A 21,100-nucleotide genomic window follows, 5' to 3' on the forward strand; every position below is an offset into this window, starting at 1 on the left:
ATCTCATGGCACTGAAGAACGTAATCGACACCGATGTCGCAGCCGCCAAGCTGGCTTACTGGTTATCCTCGAAAATGCCCGAGGCCCAGCAGATCACGATCACCGACTTGCACGTGCCCGGTGCAGGCGGGTTGTCGAACGAAACGGTGCTGTTCACCGTGCATTGGCAGCAGGATGGTGCGGCGGTAACGAGAGGCATGGTCGCCCGGGTGCAGCCCAACGGCCCCGGAGTGTTCCGGGATTACGACCTGCGCAAGGAGTGGGCCGTCATCAAGGCATTGGGCAAACACACGAAGGTACCGGTCCCCGAGGCCTACTTCTACGAAGAAGATCCGTCCATTCTCGGTTCGCCGTTCCTGGTGATGGAGCGCATCGACGGACGCATCCCGGCTGACGACCCACCGTTTACGGCGGCCGGGTGGGTGCTCGACCTGACGCCTGAGCAGCGACGTCGGATGTGGCATAACGGCATCGACACGATGGCCGCCATTCACGGTGTCGACTGGCGCGGGGCCGGGTTGGGGTTCCTGGATGCACCCGAGAACCACAGCGGTCTCGACGCCGGCCTGGCTTATTGGCGGAAGATATTCGACTGGGCGGCCGAGGGCGAGCCGAACCCGACGATCGAAGCCGCCCTTGCATGGCTCGACGAGAACCGGCCTGAGTCCGATACAGAGAAGGTGCTCAATTGGGGCGATGCACGGGTCGGCAACATCATCTTCTCCGACAGCCTGGCGGCCGCGGCGGTGCTCGACTGGGAGATGGTCGTCCTGGCCAGCCGTGAGCAAGAAATTGGCTGGTGGCTGTTCCTCCAGCGCCATCACACCGAGGGTGTGGGCCTGCCGCTGCCTGAGGGCATTCCCGATCACGCCGAAACGGTCGAGTACTACGAGCAAATCACAGGTCACCGGCTGCAAAACCTGGATTATTACGAGGTCTTGGCCGGAACCCGGTTGGCGATCTTGATGGTTCGGGCAGCGCACCTGATGATCGGTGCCGGACTTCTGCCGCCGGATGCCACGATGGCGCTGAGCAATCCGGCTACCCAACTGGTCGCGAAGCTGCTCGGTTTGACCGCTCCAGACGCGGTCAGCATCAGCTTCATCGGCAATCGTGGCCAGTGAGGCGACGCGATCGCGGGCGTCATGCACCAGCCCGAAGTTTTTCTATTTAAGATAAAAATCCTGCTGTCACGTCGACGCAGCGAAGCTATGCTGGCCCCGGCGGACACGCTTGAGCGGTTTGCTCGCGCGCCGAGCGAACCGGCGATGAGCAAGTGTCGAAACGGGAGGGGTTGGCGTGGGTATCGGTATTTCGGTTACGGGGCTGACGAAGTCGTTCGGCGCTCAGCGAATTTGGGAAGACGTGACGATGGACATTCCGGAGGGCGAGGTCAGCGTGCTGCTGGGCCCGTCGGGTACCGGTAAGTCGGTGTTCTTGAAGTCGTTGATTGGTCTGCTGCGCCCGGAGCACGGCTCGATCGTGGTCGACGGCACCGACATCACCGAGTGTTCGCCCAAGGAGCTCTACGACATCCGCACTATGTTCGGCGTGCTGTTCCAGGACGGCGCTTTGTTCGGGTCGATGAACCTGTATGACAACACCGCGTTCCCATTGCGCGAGCACACCAAGAAGAACGAAGGCGAGATCCGTGACGTGGTCATGGAGAAGCTGGAACTCGTCGGTCTGGGCGGGGATGAGAAGAAGTTCCCCGGTGAGATCTCCGGTGGTATGCGTAAGCGCGCCGGCCTGGCCCGCTCGCTGGTGTTGGACCCGCAGATCATTCTGTGTGACGAGCCCGACTCGGGTCTGGATCCGGTCCGTACCGCTTACCTGTCGCAGTTGCTGATCGACATCAACGCCCAGATCGACGCGACCATCTTGATCGTGACGCACAACATCAACATCGCGCGCACGGTGCCCGACAATATGGGCATGCTGTTCCGTCGCAAGCTGGTCATGTTCGGGCCCCGCGAAGTGCTGCTGACCAGCGACGAGCCCGTGGTACGGCAGTTCCTCAACGGTCGTCGTATCGGGCCGATCGGCATGTCCGAGGAAAAGGACGAGGCCACCATGGCCGAGGAGCAGGCCCAAATGGAGGCCGGTCACCACGACGGTGGTGTCGAGGAGATAGAGGGCGTGCCCCCACAGATCACCTGCACTCCGGGCATGCCCGAGCGCAAAGCTGTGTCCCGTCGTCAGGCCCGGGTTCGGGAGAACCTGCACCTGCTGCCCAAGGATGCCCAGGAGGCCATCCTCGAATCGTTCGCGAAAGCCGGCAAGCACGCCGCAGCTGAAAACTACGACAGTTACGCCGACCAGCACGACGAGGTCGATACCGCATCGATGCCGATCCTGCGAGGGTCCTGATTCCGGCCGCAAGGGTGGATGTCGGGTTGGTGACGAGGAGCAGCGCCTTACCATAAGTCGACTTATGGTAAGGTCCCTGTGACGGGGGTCATAGACCGTGCTGAGCATACTTCGTGGCACGAAACCTGACTCGGCGACAATTTGAATCTTAATTAAAATAAACTGAGATTAAGGAGACGCGAAACAATGGGGTTCAAGGACTCGGCGGAGGTCACAAAATACATCGGCGGGATTTTCGAGACGGCCTTCCAGGATGAAGAAATCGGGCCGAAGCTGGTTGCCACCGGACTCGTGGTGGCGTTCGACTTCACCGATCCCGAGGCGCTTGTGGTCATCGACATGGCGAACAAATCCGTGCGCGAAGGACTCGAGGGCGGGGCGCCGCCGAACGCCACGATGTCCATGACGGCTGAGACCGGCAACGGGTACTGGCAGGGCAAGGTCAACCTGCCACTGGCAATGGCCAAGAAGAAGATCAAAGTCGACGGCAACGTCGCGAGCCTGCTCAAGCTGGCCCCGCTCGGAAAGAAGCTGTATCCGAGCTACATCGAGCGGCTCAAGAACGACGGTCGCGACGACCTGCTCGTCTAGGCCGATGTTCCCCGGTACACACGCGCAGTCTGCCCCGGACCGACCGGCTGTGATCATGGCTGAGTCGGGCCGGACACTGACGTACGGCGTACTCGACGACCATTCGGCCCGACTCGCGTCGGCGTTGCACGGAATGGGCCTACGCAGAGGCGACGTCATTGCGCTGGTCTCGGACAACGCGGCCGAGGCGTTCGAGATCTATTGGGCCGCATTACGTTCTGGCCTGTACATCACCGCTGTCAATTGGCACTTGGCTCCAGAGGAAGCGGCGTACATCCTGCATGACAGCGGCGCGAGCGTCGTGTTCGCCTCGGCCGGGGTCCAGGAATTGGCCAATCACCTGCGTGATCGGGGTTCAGGGGTACGACATTGGTACTCCTTCGGCGATGCGATCGCCGGCTATCTGCCCTACGACGACCTACTGGCCAGCGCCAACCCGACGATCACGGACCAGCCGCGCGGTTCGGAGATGTTGTATTCATCGGGAACCACCGGACGGCCCAAAGGCATTAGGCCGCATCTTCTTCCGATCCAGGTCGACGAGCCCGGGGATCCGCTGGTGGGGCTGCTGGCCCAGGCCTTCAAGATCACCAGCGATGACGTATACCTTTCGCCCGCACCGATTTACCACACCGCCCCGCTGAAGTGGTGTGGCGGCGTTCAGGCATTGGGCGGCACCGTAATTCTGATGGAGCGGTTCAACGCCGAACAGGCACTGGCCGCGATCGAGAAGTATCGAGTGACAGTCAGTCAGATGGTCCCGACGATGTTCGTCCGCATGCTGCAGTTGCCAGAGGAAGTTCGTAACCGCTACGACCTCTCGTCACTGAGGCTGGCCGTGCACGCGGCAGCGCCCTGTCCGCCAGACGTCAAAGACGCCATGATCGACTGGTGGGGCCCTGTGCTGGTCGAATACTATGGCGCGACAGAGCAACACGGCACCACCGTGATCACCGCCGCGGAGTGGAAAGACAAGCGTGGATCGGTGGGCAAATCCGCGCTGGGTGTCCTGCACATCTGCGACGAGGAGGGCCGTGAGTTGCCCCCGGGTGAGGTCGGGGCCGTCTACTTCGAGCGCGACGTGGCGCCCTTCGAGTATCACAACGATCCGGAAAAGACCGCTTCGTCGAGGCATCCGGCCCACGAGAACTGGACCACTGTCGGCGACATCGGTTACGTCGACGACGACGGCTACCTGTTTCTGACCGATCGGAAGGCATTCGTGATCATCTCCGGCGGAGTGAACATCTATCCGCAGGAGATCGAGAACGTCTTGACGCTGCACCCGAAGGTCTTCGATGTCGCGGTCATCGGCGTGCCCGATGCGGAGATGGGGGAACAGGTCAAAGCCGTCGTCCAATTACGCACTGAGGCAACGCCATCTCCTGAATTGGCAGACGAGATCATCGCCTACGTCCGGGAGCGTATCGCGCATTTCAAAGCACCCCGCTCCGTCGACTTCGTCGACGAGCTGCCCAGGACAGCCACCGGAAAGCTCGCCAAGAGAAGTCTCAAAGACCGCTATATGGAGGCACCCGCATGACTACTGAGACACCAGCCAAAACCGACCGCCCGCCCTTCGACCCGGTAGACATCTCGTCACAAGCATTCTGGGCGCAAAGCTTCGACGAGCGCGAGAAGGCATTCAAGATCCTTCGCGACGAACGCCCGGTGAGCTGGCACCGGCCGATCGAAGGTTCCATGATGGAGCCAGAAATCGACGGTGTCTGGGTCGTGACCCGCCACGAGGACGTCAGCTACGTCAGCAAAAACCCTGAGATCTTCTGCTCCGGGCAGGGCATTACGTTCGAGGCCGTTCCCGAAGAGATGCTCGATGCAACGCAGTCCTTCCTGGGTATGGACGGGGCGAAGCATTCGAGCTTGCGACGGCTGGTGAGTTCAGTCTTCACGCCCCGCCAGGTCGCCAAGATCAAACAACAGATCGAGCACCAGGCGGAATCGATTGTCAGCGATCTGATCAAGGCGAAGGAAGGCGACTTCGTACAACAGGTGGCCAAACGCCTTCCGATGTGGACCATCTACGAGATGCTCGGACTGCCCGAGGACGAGCGCGACGAGGCGGCGCACCTGGCAGAGGGCATGGTGGCATGGGCCGATCCCGACGTCGCGGCCGGTCGTGAACCCGGCGAAGTGCTGACCGACTCCCTTGTCGGGCTGCTCAATATCGGGATCGGTCTCGCCGAGAAGCGCCGGGCGCATCCGCAGAATGACTTGATGACCTCCCTGGTCCAAGCGGAGGTCGATGGACGGCAGCTCACCGACGACGAACTAGGGCCTTACTTCGTCCTGCTCTCGGTGGCAGGCAACGACACCACGCGCACCACCACCACCTTCACCACAATTGCGTTGCAGGAATTTCCCGACCAGAAAGCCTTGCTGGAACAGGATTTCGACGGGCGGATCAAAGTCGCGATGGACGAGTTCGTCCGCTGGACCACCCCCGTCATGACGTTCCGGCGCACTGCCACTCAGGACACCGAGCTGCACGGCCAGCACATCCGCGAGGGCGACTGGGTGACGATGGTCTACTCCTCGGCCAACCGTGACGAGCGAGTATTCAACAACCCCAACGTATTCGACATCACCCGCTCACCCAATCCGCATGTCGCATTCGGCGGAGGCGGCCCGCACTTCTGCATGGGCGCGTTCATGGCCAAGATGCAGCTGGAGTCGATCTTCCGCGAGCTGATCTTCCGGGCGCCGGGCCTGCGCGTTGGCGAGCCCGAGTATTTGACCGGAAACTTCATCACCGCAGTCAAATCCCTGCCCTACACGATCGACTAGGAGAGCTATGGCCGACTTTTCCGGGAAACGCTACGTCGTCACCGGCGCCGCATCCGGCATCGGACACGCGGTGGCAGAACGTTTGCTGTCTGCAGGAGCGGAGGTGCACTGCCTGGACCGCAACCAACCGACTGCGCCGGTGACCCGACACATCGAAGTCGACTTGGCCAACCCCCACAGCATCGACACGGCGGTGGAGCAACTCGACGGAGAATTCGACGGCTTGATGAACATCGCCGGTATACCGGGCACCGCGCCGGCCGACCTGGTGCTGGCCGTCAACAGCCTTGCAGTTCGTCACTTGACGGAGTCGTTCTTCGAACGACTGAAGCCGGGCGCCGCGATCACCATCGTGTCGTCGACGGCAGGGTTCGGCTGGCCAGAACGGCTCGACCTGATCCGGGATCTGTTGGCGACCGACACCTTTGAGGAGGGTGCGGCCTGGTTCAAGGCCAACCCGCAGCAGGGCAACGCCTACAATTTCTCGAAGGAAGTTTCCACCGTCTACACCATGTCGATGGGTTTGGCGGTGGCCGAGATGGGTTTTCGGATCAATGCGGTGCTGCCCGGACCGGTCGAAACGCCGATCTTGGTCGACTTCGAAGAATCGATGGGCAAAGACACGCTCGACGGATTGAAGAATCTGCTCGGGCGTCACGCCGATCCGGGCGACGTTGCCGACGTGGTGCTTTTTCTGGCCGGCGACGACGCTCGCTGGGTCAACGGTCAGGCTATCGCGGTCGATGGCGGAATCAGCGGAGCGGTCGCGAGTGGCGTAGTGCCCGCGCCCGAAATCTGATCCGCCCAAAGAAGAACCTATACCGCTCAGGAGAATCTGTGACTATCTCGGCACCGAAGATCACCGCTGGCGCCAATGTGCTCGCCGATCTTCGGAAAGTTTTTGACAGCGGTCGAACGCTGGGCTTGCAGTGGCGACTGGAACAGCTACGCGGCATCGAGCGGTTCGTCGAGGAGCGCGAGCCCGCGATCGCTGCGGCCTTGGCCGATGACCTCGGTCGCAGTCCTGAGGAGGCCTGGCTGGGCGATATCGCCTCAACCAAGGGCGAGGCCGCCTATGCGCGCAAGCACCTGAAGAAGTGGATGCGCCGGCGACGGGAATCGTTGCCGATGGCGCAGTTGCCTGGTCGGGCATGGGTGCAATACGACCCCTTGGGCGCTGTGCTGATCATCGGTCCGTGGAACTATCCGCTGTATCTGAGTCTGGCGCCGCTGGTCGCCGCGGTGGCGGCCGGCAACTGCGCCGTGATCAAGCCGTCCGAACTCGCGCCTGCCACATCGGCGTTGTTGGCGCGACAGCTCAGCCAGTACGTCGACCCCGAGGCTGTACGTGTCGTGGAAGGTGACGCCGCGGTCACCCAAGACTTGCTGGCGGCGGGCTTCGACCACGCTCTTTTCACCGGCGGAACCGAAGTCGGCAAGAAGATCATGGCCGCGGCGGCACCAACCCTCACCCCGGTCACGCTGGAGCTCGGCGGCAAGAGCCCGGTGATCGTCACGGCCGATGCCGATATCGATGTCGCCGCCCGTCGCATCGCGTGGGTCAAGCTGCTGAACTCTGGCCAGACGTGCATCGCGCCGGATTACGTGCTCGCCGATCACAGCATCGCCAAGGAATTCGTCGGCAAGATCGTCGGCAACCTTCGCGACTTTCGTTCGGACGAAGGTGGTCTGGGGGTACCGATAGTCAACCAGCGCCAATTCGACCGGCTGGTCTCGCTGATCGGCAGCACCGAAGGCGAAGTGGCCGCCGGCGGCCATTGGGACAGCAGCACGCTGCGCATCGAACCGACCGTCATCGTTGATCCGTCACCCAGCGACCCGGTCATGGCCGACGAGATCTTCGGTCCGCTTTTGCCGATCATCACCTACAGGTCAGTCGACCAAGCAGTCGATTTCGTCAACGGCCGACCGAAACCATTGGCGCTGTACGTTTTTGGCTCCGGACGCGCTAGCCGCGACCTTGTTGATCGCATCCCATCCGGCGGCGCGGTGATCAATCACGTTGCCATGCATTGTCTGGTGCCGTCGCTGCCGTTTGGCGGTGTGGGCGCCAGCGGCATGGGCGCCTACCACGGTAGATGGGGCTTCGAAACGCTCAGCCACCGCCGCGCGGTGCTGTCCAAAACGGCGAAACCCGATCCGCGTCTGGTCTACCCGCCCTACAGCCGACTCGCCCTCAACATCATGCGGAGATTGTTCTGATGAAAGTCAAGGTTGACACCACCAAGTGTTCAGGAATCGGGTTGTGTGAGGTCACCGCACCGTCGGTGTTCGAGATCGGCGACGACGGCCAGGCGCACGCCATCAAATCCGAACCAGCGCAGGACGAAAGGGCAGAAGTCGAAGAGGCGGTGAACAACTGTCCGACCGGCGCGCTGTCTATCGATGAATAGGGAGCATCCGCAATGACTTACGTCATCACCCAGAGTTGCTGCAAGGACGCCAGTTGCGTGCCGGTGTGCCCGGTGGACTGCATCAGGCCGGTGGGAGCGACGGGTGAAATCACCGGTACCGAGATGCTTTACATCGACCCGGTCACGTGCATCGACTGCGGCGCGTGCGTCGACGCGTGTCCCGTCGACGCGATCTACTACGAGGAGGAGCTGCCGCCTGAGCTGGAGCGGTTCAAAGGCATCAACTCGAGCTACTTCGAACACCATCCCTTGGCGATGAATTCGCAGCGAGCCGGTACTGATCACCCCGCCGTGGAGCAGGGCTCATTACGGGTGGCGATCGTCGGCGCAGGACCGGCAGCCTGTTACGCCGCAGCGGAGCTGACCCGCGTCGCCGGCGTGGAAGTGAATATGTTCGATCGGCTTGCGACGCCGTTCGGTCTCGTGCGCACGGGAGTGGCGCCGGATCATCAGCACACCAAGGCGGTGGTCAAGCTCTTCGATCCCGCGTTCGCGAGCCCGCGCTTCGAGTGCCACTTCAACGTCGAGGTCGGCAAGACGATCACGCACGAAGATCTACTGGCGCACCATCACGCCGTGATCTACGCGGTGGGGGCACCGAAGGGCCGCGACCTCGGTATCCCGGGCGAGAAGCTGCCCGGAAGTTATGCCGCCGCGGACTTCGTCGGCTGGTACAACGGGCACCCCGACCACGCTGACACCACGTTCGACCTGTCTGCAGAGCGGGCGGTGATTATCGGCAACGGCAATGTCGCACTGGACGTGGCCCGGATCTTGCTGATGGCCCCGGAGGATCTCGCGAAGACCGACATTGCGCAGCATGCGTTGGATAAGTTGTCGGACAGCGCAATTGAAGAAGTGGTCATCTTGGCGCGCCGAGGGCTCAGGGAGGCCGCCTTCTCGGTCGGCGAGTTCCTGGCGCTGAGCCATCTGCCGGGGGTCGATGTCATCGTTGACAGCGACGAACTGGATGCGCACGACGACGACGACGTCGAGACACGCATGAAGCTGGAGATCGCGCGGGAGTTCACTCAACGGCCGACGCAGCCGCAGAACAAGCGAATCATGTTCCGTTTCATGGTCTCACCCGTGGAAGTGGGTGGCGAAGAGCATGCCGAGAGTCTTCGCGTGGTGCATGCAGGCGGGGATACCGAAGTGATCGAGAGCCGCCTGATCCTGCGCTCGATCGGACAGCGGGGTGTGCCGATCGACGGTGTGCCCTTCGACGACGCCAACGGCGTGGTATCCAACGAACATGGCAGAGTACTTCGCGAGGACGGCCAGCACGTCCCCGGCGTATATGTCACAGGATGGATCAAGCGTGGTCCGCGCGGCGTGATCGGGACCAATCGGAGCTGTGCCGAGCAGACGGTCCAAAAGCTTTGGGAGGACTACGATTCGGGCTTGCTGGACCGTGAGGTCGCAGACCGGGACGCCATGGCCGATCTGCTCGCGGAACGAGGGGCCGAGCCCGTCGACTGGCAGGGTTGGCGTGCCATCGACGCCGCCGAACGCGAACGGGGACGCGAAACTTCGCGGCCACGCGTGAAATTTGTTGACATTGCCGAACTGCTCAGCGCCGCCAACTCCAGCGACGCGGCCTGTTAATTTGGCTTGCAGATCACCGCCTCGACAGAAGTAGCGAAAGTTCATGAGCCATAGTGCATTATTGATTGACCCGCGATGGGAGCCGCACACCGTCAGCGAGGACGTGGTCGTGGACGCTGGTCGTGTGGCGGCCCTGTCGGCCCTCTTCGACGACAGCAACCCGGCCCCGTTACCGGGTGACGACTTGCCGCCGCTCTGGCACTGGGTCGCGCTACCGCAGTGGTGTTCATCCTCTGCGCTGTCGTCCGACGGCCATCCTCGACGCGGTAGGTTCCTGCCGCCGATCGACTTGCCACGGCGGATGTTCGCCGGTGGTGAGATCGAATTGCACGCTGCGCTCACCGTCGGTCGCGTCATACGACGCGAGTCGTGGGTGGATGGCGTTGAGGAGAAGACCGGCCGGTCCGGCAGTCTGGTCATCGTGCGGGTGACGACGCACTTGTACAACGACCATTCCGACCTGGCCGTCGTTGAGCGTCAGAACCTGATCTTCCGGGAGGCGGCGTCGCAGACCTCCGGTGGTTCCGATCCCGCTGACGCCGCGATCAGCCCTCCGACACCGTCGCCACTGCGGCGCACCGGCGAGTGGGAGTGGGAGTTCGAAACGGATCCGTCGTTGCTGATGCGATTCAGCGCCGCAACCGCCAATGCCCATCGCATTCACTACGACTGGCCGTACGCGACCCGTGTCGAGGGATATCCGGGGCTGGTGGTGCACGGGCCGCTCGTGACGTTAGCGCTTGCCGAAATCGTGCGGTTGGAAACGCCGGACGCCGGTGTGCACCGCGTGCGCCACCGGAATGTCGCGCCGCTGTTCTGCGGGCAATCCGCGCAGCTGAAGCGGTTGGCGTCGGACAGCACGTCTGTCGCCCTGTCGGCGACTGGCGACGACGGCCGCGACCGCGCCACCGTTGACATTGAATTGCGCTGAAGTTGCTCGGCATTCTGCGTTCCGACGCTCTCGACGTTGCGCGCGACATATGTCATGCTGGCCATCAGCCACCAAACAGCGTTAGGTATTCTTCGGAGCCGGTGATGGTGCTGCGCGCGACGGTTTCGCGAGGAAAGGACAGTCCACGATGACGGCAACCGCACGACAGGTCGGGGATCCGGACACGGCAGCGGCCCGGATCGTGGTGCGCTGTCCGGCGGATGGACGAATCGTCGGCAGCGTTCCCGAGATGTCGGCAGCCGAGGTGCACGAGGTGGCCGCCCGGCTGCGCGCCGCCCAGCCGGCGTGGGAGGAGCTCGGGCCGCACGGCCGCAAGAAGCATCTGCTCCGATTCCTCGACTGGATATTGGACAACGAAGACCGGCTGGTCGGCATCATGCAGGAGGAAACCGGCAAGTCGTGGGGCGATGCGGCGATGGAGATCGCGGTGGCCATCGACACGATCAACTACTTCACCAAGCACGCGGCCGACTTCCTCGCGGATCGGGCGGTGAAGCGTGACGGCCCGGTGTCGTTGACGAAGAACCTTCGGGTGTTCATCCGGCCGCACCCACTCGTTGGCATCATCACTCCGTGGAATGGTCCGCTGGCGACTCCGATCGTCGACGGCATCCCGGCACTGATGGCCGGGGCCGCGGTGCTCTTCAAGCCGTCCGAGGTGACACCGTTGACCTGGTCAGAGGTCACTCGCGGCTGGATCGAGGAACTCGGCGCTCCCCCTGTGATCGCGTGTGTCACCGGTGGTGGAGCCGCCGGAACCGCGGTGCTCGACGAAGTCGACATGATCCAGTTCACCGGATCGATCGCGACCGGGCGAAAGATCGCCGCTCGTGCCGGCGAACGCCTCATCCCGCACAGCGTGGAGTTGGGCGGCAAAGACGCCATGATCGTCTTGGACGACGCTGACATCGACCGCGCGACCAGCGGCGCAGTCTGGGGCGGCCTGTGGAATTCGGGCCAGATCTGCGTGTCCGTCGAGCGAATCTACGTCCAGGAGCGGGTTTACGACGAGTTCGTCAACAAGCTGGTGGCCAAGGTCCGAGCCCTGCGGCAAGGCATGGATCCCGACGGCAGCTACACCACCGAGATCGGTGCGATGGCCAACGAACGCCAGGTGCAGATCGTCGAGCGCCACGTCGGCGACGCCGTCGAACGCGGGGCGGTCGCGGTTACCGGCGGCCGGCGTAAAGACCAGGGTCTGTTCTTCGAACCGACCGTGCTGACCGGGGTCGATCACTCGATGCTGTGCATGCGCGAGGAGACGTTCGGTCCGACGCTGCCGGTCATGAAGGTCAAGGACGATGAGGAGGCGATCCGCCTCGCCAATGACTCGCCGTACGGGCTGGCGGCCAGTGTCTGGACTGCCGACGAGCAACGCGCTGACTGGGTGGCGCGCCGACTCGAGACCGGCGCGGTCAACATCAACAGCGCGCTGACGGCCACCATGCTGATCCCGTTGCCGATGGTCGGCTGGAAGTCCTCTGGCGTCGGTGGTCGCAACGGGGGAGCCGCGGGAATGCTGAAATTCTGCCGGCAACAGGCGATTGTCTCCGAGCGGTTCCGGCTCAAGTCCGAGCCGCACTGGTATCCCTACGTGCCTCGGATGAGTCGCCTGCAGAAGCGGCTGATCCGGCTCACCGGAGCGCACGACTGGCGTCGTCGGCTTGGGCTGCGCGGACCGAAATGATTTCTGAGGAGCGGAGATAGGTGTGTCACGAATAACGATCGATAGCGGCAAATGTCAGGGTCATGGTCGCTGCGTGCTGATCGCCCCGACCCATTTCGACATGGACGACGACGGCTTCGGCAAGGTATTGGACGACGAGGCCGGGTCATCGCCCGACGTCGACGAAGCGGTCTTCAGCTGCCCTGAGAATGCGATCCGGCTGTCGGACTGAGTGTTGGTCTTCAAGCCGTCGTGGTGATGGTGCCGTCCGCCTGCAGCTCGCGGATCTCGTCTGCGGTGAAGCCGGCCTCGCCGAGCACCGCTGACGTGTCGGCGCCCCGGCTGGCCGGTGCCGGTCGCAGGCGTGCCGGGGTGCGGGATAGCCGCGGCGCCGGTGCCACGGTGACTGTCCCGTCGTCGCTTGCCAGGATCGTGTTGCGGGCCCGCAAGTGGGGGTCGTCGGCCAACTCGTCCAGTTCCAGCACCGGCGCGCCGCAGCCATCGATGTCAGCGAACACCGCCGACCAGTGCGAGCGGGCTTTGGACCGGAACGCCTCGGCGATCCGCTCCCGTAGCTGCGCCCAGCCGGTCGGATCCAGTTGAGCGGCTAAGGCGATGTCCTCGATGCCCAGCGCGGATAAGAATTGCGCGTAGAACTTGGGTTCGATCGCGCCAACGGCGAAAAATCGGCCGTCTTCGCATTCGTAAACGCCGTAGAACGGCGCCCCGCCGGACAACAGGTGCTTGCCGCGACCGGACCACAGCCCGCTATTCAGTTCAGCGAGGTGGATCGCGGCAAGCAGGGCTGCGCCGTCGACGATGGCGCCGTCGATCACCTGCCCTTTGCCGGTGCGGGTCCGTTCGAAGAGCGCCATCATGATTCCGAGGGCGGTGACCAGCGACCCGCCTGCCAGGTCACCTACGTAGGCCAGGGGGGTGACAGGCTTTTCGGAGCCGATGGTGCCGAGGTTGCCGGCTACCGCCGTGTAGTTGATGTCGTGCCCGGCCCGGTCGCTGTATGGCCCATCCTGGCCCCATCCGGTCAACCTCGCATAGATCAGCCGGGGGTTTCGCCCGCACAGTACGTCCGGGCCCAGCCCGCGCCGCTCCATGGTGCCGGGACGGTTGCTCTCCAGCAGCACGTCGGCGTGGTCGGCAAGTCGGGCGATCACCTCGGCACCGCGGGGCGCGCGCAGGTCGATGGCCGCTGAGCGCTTGCCCCGGGACAGATTCGCGGCCGGATCGAAGGGGAGCGGGACGCCCGGTCGTTCGACGGTGACGACATCAGCGCCGAAGTCCGCGAGCAGCATGGAACAGAACGGGCCCGGCCCGAGCGCGCTGAGGTCGAGGACCCGCACTCCGCTCAGCGGGGGAGCTTCGGTCGAAATCGGGGAATCGCCTGTCACGCCATCAAAGTATCAAACAAAGTTTGGTTGTGTGGTCGGACGACGGCGCGTAGGTTCGCGCCGATGAGACCTGGGACGAAGTCGGACGATCCCCGGGGCAGCCGAGCGCAGTCCCACGCGAGCAACCCGACGAGCGTCGAGGCGTATCGAGCGCTGCTCACGCAGCGATTGCGTGCGGAAGGCGCGGTCGGTGCCGACGCTTCCGAGCACGCGGAGTTGGTGTTCAACCTCTCTCGGCTGCACACCCGAATCTCGCAGGACTTCGAGGTCTTGCACCGGCGGCGTGGGTGGACGTGGGCGGGCTTTCGGATCATGAACGTGCTGTGGGTGTTCGGCACTGTTGAGCAACGCGACGTGGCCCGGCTGTCGGGCGGATCGCGCGCAGCGATCTCGAGTGCGCTGAACCCTTTGGAGCGCGACGGCCTGGTGAACCGCGCCAGAGACACCCACGATCGGCGGCTGGTCCGGCTGAAGTTGACCGAGCGAGGACGGACGGAGCTACGCGATGCGATCCGCGAACAGGCCGACCGCGAGCGGCAGTGGCTCTCGGTCCTGGATGCGTCCGAACAGCGCTTGCTCAGCCGCCTTTTGGCCACCGTCGCGGATCGGCGGACCCCCTAACCAAATGTCGATTGTTAAAACCTTGACATATTCGTATGCTGCAGGGCATGAACATGCGAACCCTGATCCAGCACAGCAAGGGCAAGACAAGCCGGCAGGCTCATCGCGACCTGCCGGACTCGAGTTCAAACGGGACGTTGCTCAAAGACGACGAACTGACCCGGCATGGCTTCGACGGACGTGAAGCGGTTCTGTATCGCTCCAACGACCCGACGGTCTTTCGCACCGAAGGCCGCTTCAAGTCCACCTCGGCGGTATTGACCGATATCAAGACCGACGACCTCACCGACGCCCGGGGCGCAGCGCAGCGGCTGTACTACAACGCCGACGCGACGATCTGGCTATCCCGGCGGTCCGAACCGATGCCTTTCTACCGGCGCAACGTCGACGGCGACGAATGCTGGTTCGTGCACCGCGGCGCGGGGACAGTCGAGACCGAATTCGGGCCGATCAGCTACGAGCAGGGCGACTACGTCGTGCTCCCGAAGGCCGTCACCCATCGTTGGGTGGTCGATCCCGGTGAGACCACGCTGTTCGGCATCGAAACAGTCGGCGAGTTGCGGGCGCCGACGTACGTCGGCCTGGGCCGGCACGCTCCATTCGACCCAGATGTCGTGCGCGTACCCGAACCGGTGCCGGTGACATCCGACCAGCATGAGTACGAGATCGGGGTCAAGTACGACGGCGAATATTCATCGATCTACGCCGCCTCTCACCCGTGCGATGTAGAGGGGTGGAAGGGCGACTACTTCCCATTCGCATTCAACATTCGCGACTGGAACGTGATCATGTCCGACAGCCTGCACCTCCCGCCGTCGATGCATTGCTTCCTTGTGGCAGAGGGCATCAACATCATCAATCTGCTGCCACGACCGTTCGAGTCGGTCCAGGGTGTCGAACGCATCCCGTGGTTCCACCGCAACGCCGATTATGACGAGATCGCGCTTATTCACGGCGGCAAGTCTCTCGGTCGACCGTTGAAGGCCGGCCTGGTCAGTCACGATCCGCAGGGCATCCACCACGGCTTCCCTGATCGGGCCCGGATCAAGTCCCGGCGGGAGTGGGAGCAGCACCCGCGCATCGAGTGGGAAATCATCATGGTCGAGGCCTCGCGCCCACTGAAGCTCGACCCCGTGCTGCAGGGCTGACCTCTCGCCGTCTTGACGAGCCACGTCACACCCCTGGCCTAGACGTGACGCAAGACATATGGCATCGTGGCCAATTAATACCGAACAGTGTTTGACCACGGTGACGGTAGTGACGAAGCTGTCGACCTTTGGGGAGCTATGCGATGACCTCTGCACGTACTGACCGCGACCTCGCCGCGCTGCTGGAGTCTTACGATCCGTTCGATCGCGACCACGTCGAGTGGAAGTACGACGCGTTCGCCTACGCGCGGCAGCACTGTCCGGTGGTGCGAACCGAGACCGAGCTCACCGGGCCGATGTGGATGATCACGCGCTACGAAGATGTCCGGCGAGTGCTCGAGGATCCAGAGACGTTCTCCTCGGTGGGCGGATCGCCGGCACCCGCGCCGGTGCGGTTGGGTCCGCTGGATTCCGACCCGCCCGAGCACACCGGCTTCCGCGCGCTGCTCAGCCCATACCTGACCCGCAAGTTCGCGCTGACATACGCCGACGAGATGCGCAAAACCGCCAATGAGCTGATTGACGGATTCATCGAAAACGGCAAGGTCGAGTTGCTCAGCGAGTTTGCGAGCCCGTTCGTCTCCCGCATCTTGGCGCGGATGGTGTTCAACGAGAACGACATGTCCAAGATGGAACGCGCAAAAGAGATCGTGTACCGGGTCACCGAGGACGGCACCGAGGAGTCGTTCATGAACCTCGGGATGCTTTCGGCGGAGTACTTGTTTGCGGCGATCGAGAATCCGCCGGAAGAAGACGGCATCCTGCGGGCGCTGGCGACCGGGACTATCAATGGCGAGCGGTTGACCAACGAGCAGGCACTCGGTGCGATCTCGGTGTTGTTCCTCGGTGGGCTGGACACCACCCGGTCTGCGATCGGCGCCATCGCGATGTACATGGCGCTCAATCCCGAACTCGAGCAACGGGTCCGAGACCCCCGTTGGGTGCGCAACGACATGGACGAGTTCATCCGCCTGACGTCGCCGGTGGGGACGTTCGGCCGCACCGTCATGAAGGACACCGAGATCGCCGGGTGCCCGGTCAAAAAGGGCGAGCGCCTGCTCATCCGGTTCGATTCGGCCAACCGTGACGACGCCAAGTTCCCCAATGCCGACCAGTTGCAGTTCGATCCGCCCCGCGGTGGCAACGCCGGTTTCGGCCTCGGAATCCACCGTTGCATCGGCATGCACCTGGCCCGGGTGGAAATCGCCATCGCGTTCGAGGAATTGCTCGCCCGCGTCACCAACTTCCGGCTGGACGCAGACTCGGCCGACCTGAAGTGGGTGCCCGGAATCGCCAACTACCCGGACCGTGTTCCGCTGATTTTCGACAAGGTCTAGACACTCGCTGTCGATCCCTTTTTCCCACAACATCTTTCAACGAGGAGAACCCTATGACCGGACGCGTCGAGGGCAAGGTCGCACTGATCACCGGCGCCGCTCGCGGGCAGGGGCGCAGCCACGCCCTGCGGTTGGCCGACGAGGGCGCCGACATCATCGCGCTCGACATCGCCGCCCAGGTTGAGTCTGCGCCCTACCCGTTGGCCACTCCTGCCGATCTGGACGAGACCGCGCGCGAAATCAAAGCTCGAGGCCGACGCGTGGTCGCTCGCCAGGTCGACGTTCGCGACGGCGAGGCATTGACAGCGGCAGTCAGCGAGGGGGTGAGCGAACTCGGCCGTCTGGACATCGTGTCCGCCAACGCCGGCATCCTCTCTATCGGTCCATCATTTGAACTGACGGAGCAGACCTGGACAGAGATGATCGACATCAATCTCAGCGGATCGTGGCGGACCACCAAGGCGGCCATTCCACACATGATCGCTGCCGGAAACGGTGGATCCATCGTGCTGACCAGTAGCATCGCCGGCCTGATCGCCCAACCCGGACTAGCGCACTATGTCTCGGCCAAGCACGGCGTCGTTGGGCTGATGAAGACACTGGCACTTGAGTTGGCGCCGTTCAACATTCGGGTCAACAGCGTCCACCCGACCAATGTCGACACTGACATGATCCAGAATGAGCCGACATACCGCGTGTTCCTCCCCGATGACCCGAATCCCACCCGGGAGAAGTTCGCGGTACCGGCTACCGAGATGAACGCACTGGCCATTCCGTGGATCGAAAGTATCGACGTCACCAATGCGGTGCTGTTCTTGGCCAGCGATGAAGCTCGCTACATCACGGGGGTGTCGCTGCCGATCGACGCCGGTGCCTCCATCAAGTGAGTGCCACGACGATCCGCTCGAGCGCCTCCAGTGTTCGACGGGTCCGGTGTTGGTCAGAGTAAAAACCGGCGTCGACGGCAAGTCCCCACAGCAGGTCGACCAGGACCTGCGTGGTGGCTTCGGTGTCGATGTCGGCGTCGACTTCGCCGTCGCGTTGCGCCGCTGCCAGTGCCGCAGCAAAGTGCTCGCGTACCGCGACCAGAGGCTGCATGGCCTGGTCCCGCAGGTCCGGGTGATGGATCGCGTCGGCCGTCGACGTGACGAAGAAGCGCACGAAGGTCTGGTCAATCCGGATGGTCGCCACCGCACGGTCGAAGACCGCCACGATCCGGCGGTCGATCGAACCGGTCTGGCAGAGCGCCGGGCCGAGGATCTCCGAGATCACCACCTCATGCACGGATGCCAAAGCGGCCCGGTACAACTCGATCTTGCTCGGGTAATAGTTGGCGATTGCGTTGCGGGTGAAGCCGGCTTCCTCGGCGATCTGTCGAAGGCTGGCACGGTCGAATCCTATGGTGCTGAACACATCTCGGGCACTGTGCAGAATCTTGAGCCGGGTTTCGGCTCCGTCGGCGCCCAACGGACGGCCGGGTCCGCGGCGAGCGCCAGGTTGAGTCATCCCAGCAACTTTACGACGTGCGGGAGGCAGTGATGACCAATCACGCAGAGAGCCTGGCGACCTACGACGCGATAGTGATCGGCGCCGGGGCCGGCGGAATGGCCGCCGCGGCCCGGCTGAACGCCAGCGGCTTCACGACCCTGCTGGTGGAAAGATACGACCGTGTCGGCGGGCGGGCTTCCACCATTGATGTCGACGGATTCCGGGTCAACACCGGTGCCTTGATCATCGAGCTCGGTGGTGAAAACGCCAAGCTGTTCAAGGATCTCGGCCTCACCATCAACGCGCGGACGCCCAAACGGCCCCTGGTGCTGCGGCTGGGCCGCTGGAATGTGCCGATGATGAGCGGGCTGACGGGCCTGATTTTTCGCGCGCTGCTCGCGCTGGTCGGCGCCGTCGCTCGCCGCGCGCCACGGATGCGTCCGCAACGCGGTATCAGCACCGCGCAGTGGCTGTCCCGCATGCGGGCCGGGGCGTTCGTCCATGGGTTGGTTCGCAACCTCACCAGCGCGATGTTCGCCGCCGAACCCAGCGATGTCGAGGCAGCCGTATTCTTCGACTACCTCACCAAGCCCAAGGCGCTCGACACTTATGCCATGCATCCGGAGGGCAGCATCGGACCGTGGCGGCAGCTGGCAGATCACTTCGAGCACAGCGGCGGCACGCTCTGGCTTAACAGCCAGGCCGTCGCGTTGACATTCGACGATTCGGGTCGGGTCGACGGTGCCACGATCCGCCGGCCCGACGGGACGGTCCACGTCAGCGCCCGCGTGGTGGTCAGCAACGCCGGACCGGTTGCGACGGTACGCATGTGCGGCGACGCCAACCTGCCCGGTGGTTACGGCGAACATGTTCGGGCACAGTCGAATCCGAGCACCCTGATCACCGTGAATTTCGCCAGCGAGCAGCCGTTGGGCTCGGTCACCGGCCTGGTGTTCTTCGGCCCTACCCGCCGGCTGGCCTACGCCGCCAATCTCACCGCGACATGTCCGGAGATGGCGCCCGCAGGATGGAACCTGTACGCGGCGGCCTCCACGCCGCACCCCGCGACCGGCGATTTCGACGTCGACCACGAGGTCGCGTTGCTGAAAGCGGATCTGCACGAACACTTCCCGGGCTTCGGCTCCGCCCGCATCTTGTCGGTCGAGATTTGCGCAGGGGAGGACTGGCCCGCACAGCGAGCCATCGCCGGCCGCGATCTGCCGCAAACGACCCCGATTGCAAACCTTTTCAACGTCGGGGACGGCGTGCGTGAGTGGGCCACGGCAGGCCAGAGCGGCTGCGTGCAATCCGCACGCTTGGTGACCGAGCGAATCCGGGCCGCGATGTCGCCCTCGGCGCAAAGCGTCACCCGCGCCTGACTCCGGCACCCAGTGGCCGGTCGTGTCACCGTGACGACAGCGCCGGAATGTGTCCGGTCATCCCGCCGTCGACAACAAGAACCTGACCCGTGATCATCGCGGAGGCGTCGGAGGCAAGGAAGACCGCGACGCGGGCGATATCCGCCGGTTCGGCGAGCCGACCCACTACCTGGCCCTCGATGATCAGCCGGCGCAGTTCGTCAGAGACGTTCGCGCGCGCAGCCGGCGTATCGACCACGCCCGGCGCGATCGCATTGCAACGCACACCTGACGGACCGTATGTCGTCGCGATGATGCGCGTCAGTGACTCAATGGCGCCCTTCGCCGACGAGTACGCGACCTGGCGGGTGGAGCCCGAGCGCCCTTTGACCGACGAGGTGTAGATGATGCTGCCCCGGCCGGCTTCGATCATGTCCGGCAGGGTGTGTTTGGCACTGAGCATCGATCCGCGGGCCGCAACGGCGAATGCGCGGTCCCACGTCGCGACCTCCAACGTGAGTAAGTCGTTGTCGCGGTCGAAGATCGAGACATCGGCGGCGTTGCTGTGCAAGACCGTGACGGGCCCCAACCGGGCGCGCACGACCGGCATCGCGGCGGCCCAGTGTTCTTCGTCGGCCACATCGAGCCGCAGCGCGAGGGCCCGCCCACCCGTTCGCTCGATCGCTGCGGCAACGGCTTCGGCGGAGTCGATGTTGATGTCGGTGACCGCGATTGCCGCTCCCGCCTCGGCCAGCGCCTGCGCGCTGGCCGCGCCGATCCCGGACGCGGCGCCGGTGACAAGCGCGACCCGGCCGTCGAGCTCGCCGCTCATGCTTGGTGGACGCTCAAATCGCGGCCTTTGAGGTGTTGGCGCAGATCTTCGATGAATTGCGAGTAGATCGCCCGGAAGGTCGCGGTCATCGTCTCGAGAGCAGCTGGCTCGCAGTCGAACTCGCCGTACCACTCGAGAAATGTGGTGTTCGAGTCGGTCACTGGCAGCACGCGGATGGTGCCGCGGTAGGTAGACACCGGAAAAGGTATCTCTTCGGCGAAGTCGTAGGAATAGCTGCGGGCGGGTGCGTCATAGCGCACCAGCCGTTCGCGGGCGGTGCCGCCGCCGGGCTCCAGCGTGAGGTTGCGCACCGAACCCACCGCGCCCGGTCCGGCACCGTTCTCGGGCGTGCTGGACCGAACCATCGTGACCCAGGCGGGCAACCCGTGGAAGTCGCCGATCACCGACCACACGGTGTCGACGTCGCTTTCGATGATGGTGCTGACGTAGGCAAGGCTCATGCAACCCTCCGCTCAAACCAAA

Annotated in this window: 21 protein-coding genes; 17 read left to right on the forward strand and 4 right to left on the reverse strand. The window is 63.8% G+C overall.

Going from position 1 to position 21,100, the window contains the following annotated elements:
* Nucleotides 1–5 precede the first annotated feature (5 nt).
* The 12 genes from AWC19_RS20570 (at nucleotide 6) to AWC19_RS20625 (ending at nucleotide 12,659) form a co-directional block, all read left to right on the forward strand.
* On the forward strand, nucleotides 6–1,124 hold the full coding sequence (locus AWC19_RS20570; RefSeq protein ID WP_085079838.1) for a phosphotransferase family protein: 1,119 nt from the start codon (nucleotides 6–8) through the stop codon (nucleotides 1,122–1,124).
* A 175-nt stretch (nucleotides 1,125–1,299) separates the two neighbouring features.
* Nucleotides 1,300–2,370, forward strand: coding sequence for an ABC transporter ATP-binding protein (locus tag AWC19_RS20575; protein WP_014711223.1), 1,071 nt, complete (start codon nucleotides 1,300–1,302; stop codon nucleotides 2,368–2,370).
* Nucleotides 2,371–2,556: 186 nt separating this feature from the next.
* Nucleotides 2,557–2,961 carry an SCP2 sterol-binding domain-containing protein gene (locus AWC19_RS20580; protein WP_014711224.1) on the forward strand — a complete coding sequence of 135 codons (405 nt, stop codon included), beginning with the start codon at nucleotides 2,557–2,559 and terminating at the stop codon, nucleotides 2,959–2,961.
* A gap of 4 nt (nucleotides 2,962–2,965) precedes the next feature.
* Entirely contained in the window at nucleotides 2,966–4,504 is a 1,539-nt protein-coding gene (locus tag AWC19_RS20585) for an acyl-CoA synthetase (protein ID WP_081490081.1), read from the forward strand.
* The gene (locus tag AWC19_RS20590) at nucleotides 4,501–5,766 is read left to right on the forward strand and encodes a cytochrome P450 (RefSeq protein WP_085079840.1); all 1,266 of its coding nucleotides are present in this window, start codon (nucleotides 4,501–4,503) and stop codon (nucleotides 5,764–5,766) included. Before AWC19_RS20585 ends, AWC19_RS20590 begins: the two co-directional genes overlap by 4 nt.
* A 7-nt stretch (nucleotides 5,767–5,773) precedes the next feature.
* Nucleotides 5,774–6,565 (forward strand): coniferyl-alcohol dehydrogenase, encoded by a 792-nt coding sequence (locus AWC19_RS20595; RefSeq protein ID WP_085079841.1) that lies wholly within the window; start codon nucleotides 5,774–5,776, stop codon nucleotides 6,563–6,565.
* Between the two features lie 38 nt (nucleotides 6,566–6,603).
* The gene (locus AWC19_RS20600) at nucleotides 6,604–7,989 is read left to right on the forward strand and encodes an aldehyde dehydrogenase family protein (protein ID WP_085079842.1); all 1,386 of its coding nucleotides are present in this window, start codon (nucleotides 6,604–6,606) and stop codon (nucleotides 7,987–7,989) included.
* Nucleotides 7,989–8,180 carry a ferredoxin gene (locus tag AWC19_RS20605; protein ID WP_085079843.1) on the forward strand — a complete coding sequence of 64 codons (192 nt, stop codon included), beginning with the start codon at nucleotides 7,989–7,991 and terminating at the stop codon, nucleotides 8,178–8,180. The genes AWC19_RS20600 and AWC19_RS20605 overlap by 1 nt, the downstream gene beginning before the upstream one ends.
* 12 nt (nucleotides 8,181–8,192) lie before the next feature.
* Nucleotides 8,193–9,809, forward strand: a complete 1,617-nt coding sequence (locus AWC19_RS20610; RefSeq protein WP_085079844.1) for an FAD-dependent oxidoreductase — start codon at nucleotides 8,193–8,195, stop codon at nucleotides 9,807–9,809.
* 43 nt (nucleotides 9,810–9,852) lie between these two features.
* Entirely contained in the window at nucleotides 9,853–10,740 is an 888-nt protein-coding gene (locus tag AWC19_RS20615) for an HTD2 family dehydratase (protein WP_245849185.1), read from the forward strand.
* 148 nt (nucleotides 10,741–10,888) lie between these two features.
* Nucleotides 10,889–12,448: an aldehyde dehydrogenase family protein gene (locus AWC19_RS20620; RefSeq protein ID WP_085079846.1), complete on the forward strand. Its 1,560-nt coding sequence runs from the start codon at nucleotides 10,889–10,891 to the stop codon at nucleotides 12,446–12,448.
* 22 nt (nucleotides 12,449–12,470) lie between these two features.
* Complete coding sequence (locus tag AWC19_RS20625) at nucleotides 12,471–12,659, forward strand: ferredoxin (protein ID WP_255348942.1); 189 nt, start codon at nucleotides 12,471–12,473, stop codon at nucleotides 12,657–12,659.
* 10 nt (nucleotides 12,660–12,669) lie between these two features.
* Here the strand turns inward: AWC19_RS20625 and AWC19_RS20630 are convergent, their stop codons facing one another.
* On the reverse strand, nucleotides 12,670–13,785 hold the full coding sequence (locus AWC19_RS20630; RefSeq protein ID WP_085079848.1) for a CaiB/BaiF CoA transferase family protein: 1,116 nt from the start codon (nucleotides 13,783–13,785) through the stop codon (nucleotides 12,670–12,672).
* A 111-nt stretch (nucleotides 13,786–13,896) separates the two neighbouring features.
* Here AWC19_RS20630 and AWC19_RS20635 point away from each other — a divergent pair, with 111 nt between their 5' ends.
* The 4 genes from AWC19_RS20635 to AWC19_RS20650 all read left to right on the forward strand — a co-directional run bounded on the left by AWC19_RS20635 (nucleotide 13,897) and on the right by AWC19_RS20650 (nucleotide 17,826).
* Entirely contained in the window at nucleotides 13,897–14,454 is a 558-nt protein-coding gene (locus AWC19_RS20635) for a MarR family winged helix-turn-helix transcriptional regulator (RefSeq protein ID WP_041297807.1), read from the forward strand.
* A gap of 35 nt (nucleotides 14,455–14,489) precedes the next feature.
* The gene (locus tag AWC19_RS20640; RefSeq protein WP_014711235.1) at nucleotides 14,490–15,602 is read left to right on the forward strand and encodes a homogentisate 1,2-dioxygenase; all 1,113 of its coding nucleotides are present in this window, start codon (nucleotides 14,490–14,492) and stop codon (nucleotides 15,600–15,602) included.
* A 143-nt stretch (nucleotides 15,603–15,745) separates the two neighbouring features.
* Entirely contained in the window at nucleotides 15,746–16,939 is a 1,194-nt protein-coding gene (locus AWC19_RS20645; protein WP_014711236.1) for a cytochrome P450, read from the forward strand.
* Between the two features lie 53 nt (nucleotides 16,940–16,992).
* Nucleotides 16,993–17,826 carry a mycofactocin-coupled SDR family oxidoreductase gene (locus AWC19_RS20650; protein ID WP_014711237.1) on the forward strand — a complete coding sequence of 278 codons (834 nt, stop codon included), beginning with the start codon at nucleotides 16,993–16,995 and terminating at the stop codon, nucleotides 17,824–17,826.
* Here AWC19_RS20650 and AWC19_RS20655 read toward each other — a convergent pair.
* Complete coding sequence (locus tag AWC19_RS20655) at nucleotides 17,819–18,445, reverse strand: TetR/AcrR family transcriptional regulator (RefSeq protein ID WP_193375017.1); 627 nt, start codon at nucleotides 18,443–18,445, stop codon at nucleotides 17,819–17,821. The two genes, AWC19_RS20650 and AWC19_RS20655, sit on opposite strands and share 8 nt — an antisense overlap.
* A 32-nt stretch (nucleotides 18,446–18,477) precedes the next feature.
* Here AWC19_RS20655 and AWC19_RS20660 point away from each other — a divergent pair, with 32 nt between their 5' ends.
* Nucleotides 18,478–19,806, forward strand: coding sequence for an NAD(P)-binding protein (locus tag AWC19_RS20660; RefSeq protein ID WP_014711239.1), 1,329 nt, complete (start codon nucleotides 18,478–18,480; stop codon nucleotides 19,804–19,806).
* A 25-nt stretch (nucleotides 19,807–19,831) separates the two neighbouring features.
* Here AWC19_RS20660 and AWC19_RS20665 read toward each other — a convergent pair whose 3' ends face one another.
* Nucleotides 19,832–20,617 carry an SDR family NAD(P)-dependent oxidoreductase gene (locus AWC19_RS20665; protein WP_014711240.1) on the reverse strand — a complete coding sequence of 262 codons (786 nt, stop codon included), beginning with the start codon at nucleotides 20,615–20,617 and terminating at the stop codon, nucleotides 19,832–19,834.
* The gene (locus AWC19_RS20670; RefSeq protein ID WP_085079849.1) at nucleotides 20,614–21,078 is read right to left on the reverse strand and encodes an SRPBCC family protein; all 465 of its coding nucleotides are present in this window, start codon (nucleotides 21,076–21,078) and stop codon (nucleotides 20,614–20,616) included. The genes AWC19_RS20665 and AWC19_RS20670 overlap by 4 nt, the downstream gene beginning before the upstream one ends.
* Between the last annotated feature and the right edge of the window lie 22 nt (nucleotides 21,079–21,100).

This window comes from Mycobacterium palustre (genome assembly GCF_002101785.1).
Taxonomy (GTDB): Bacteria; Actinomycetota; Actinomycetes; order Mycobacteriales; family Mycobacteriaceae; genus Mycobacterium; species Mycobacterium palustre.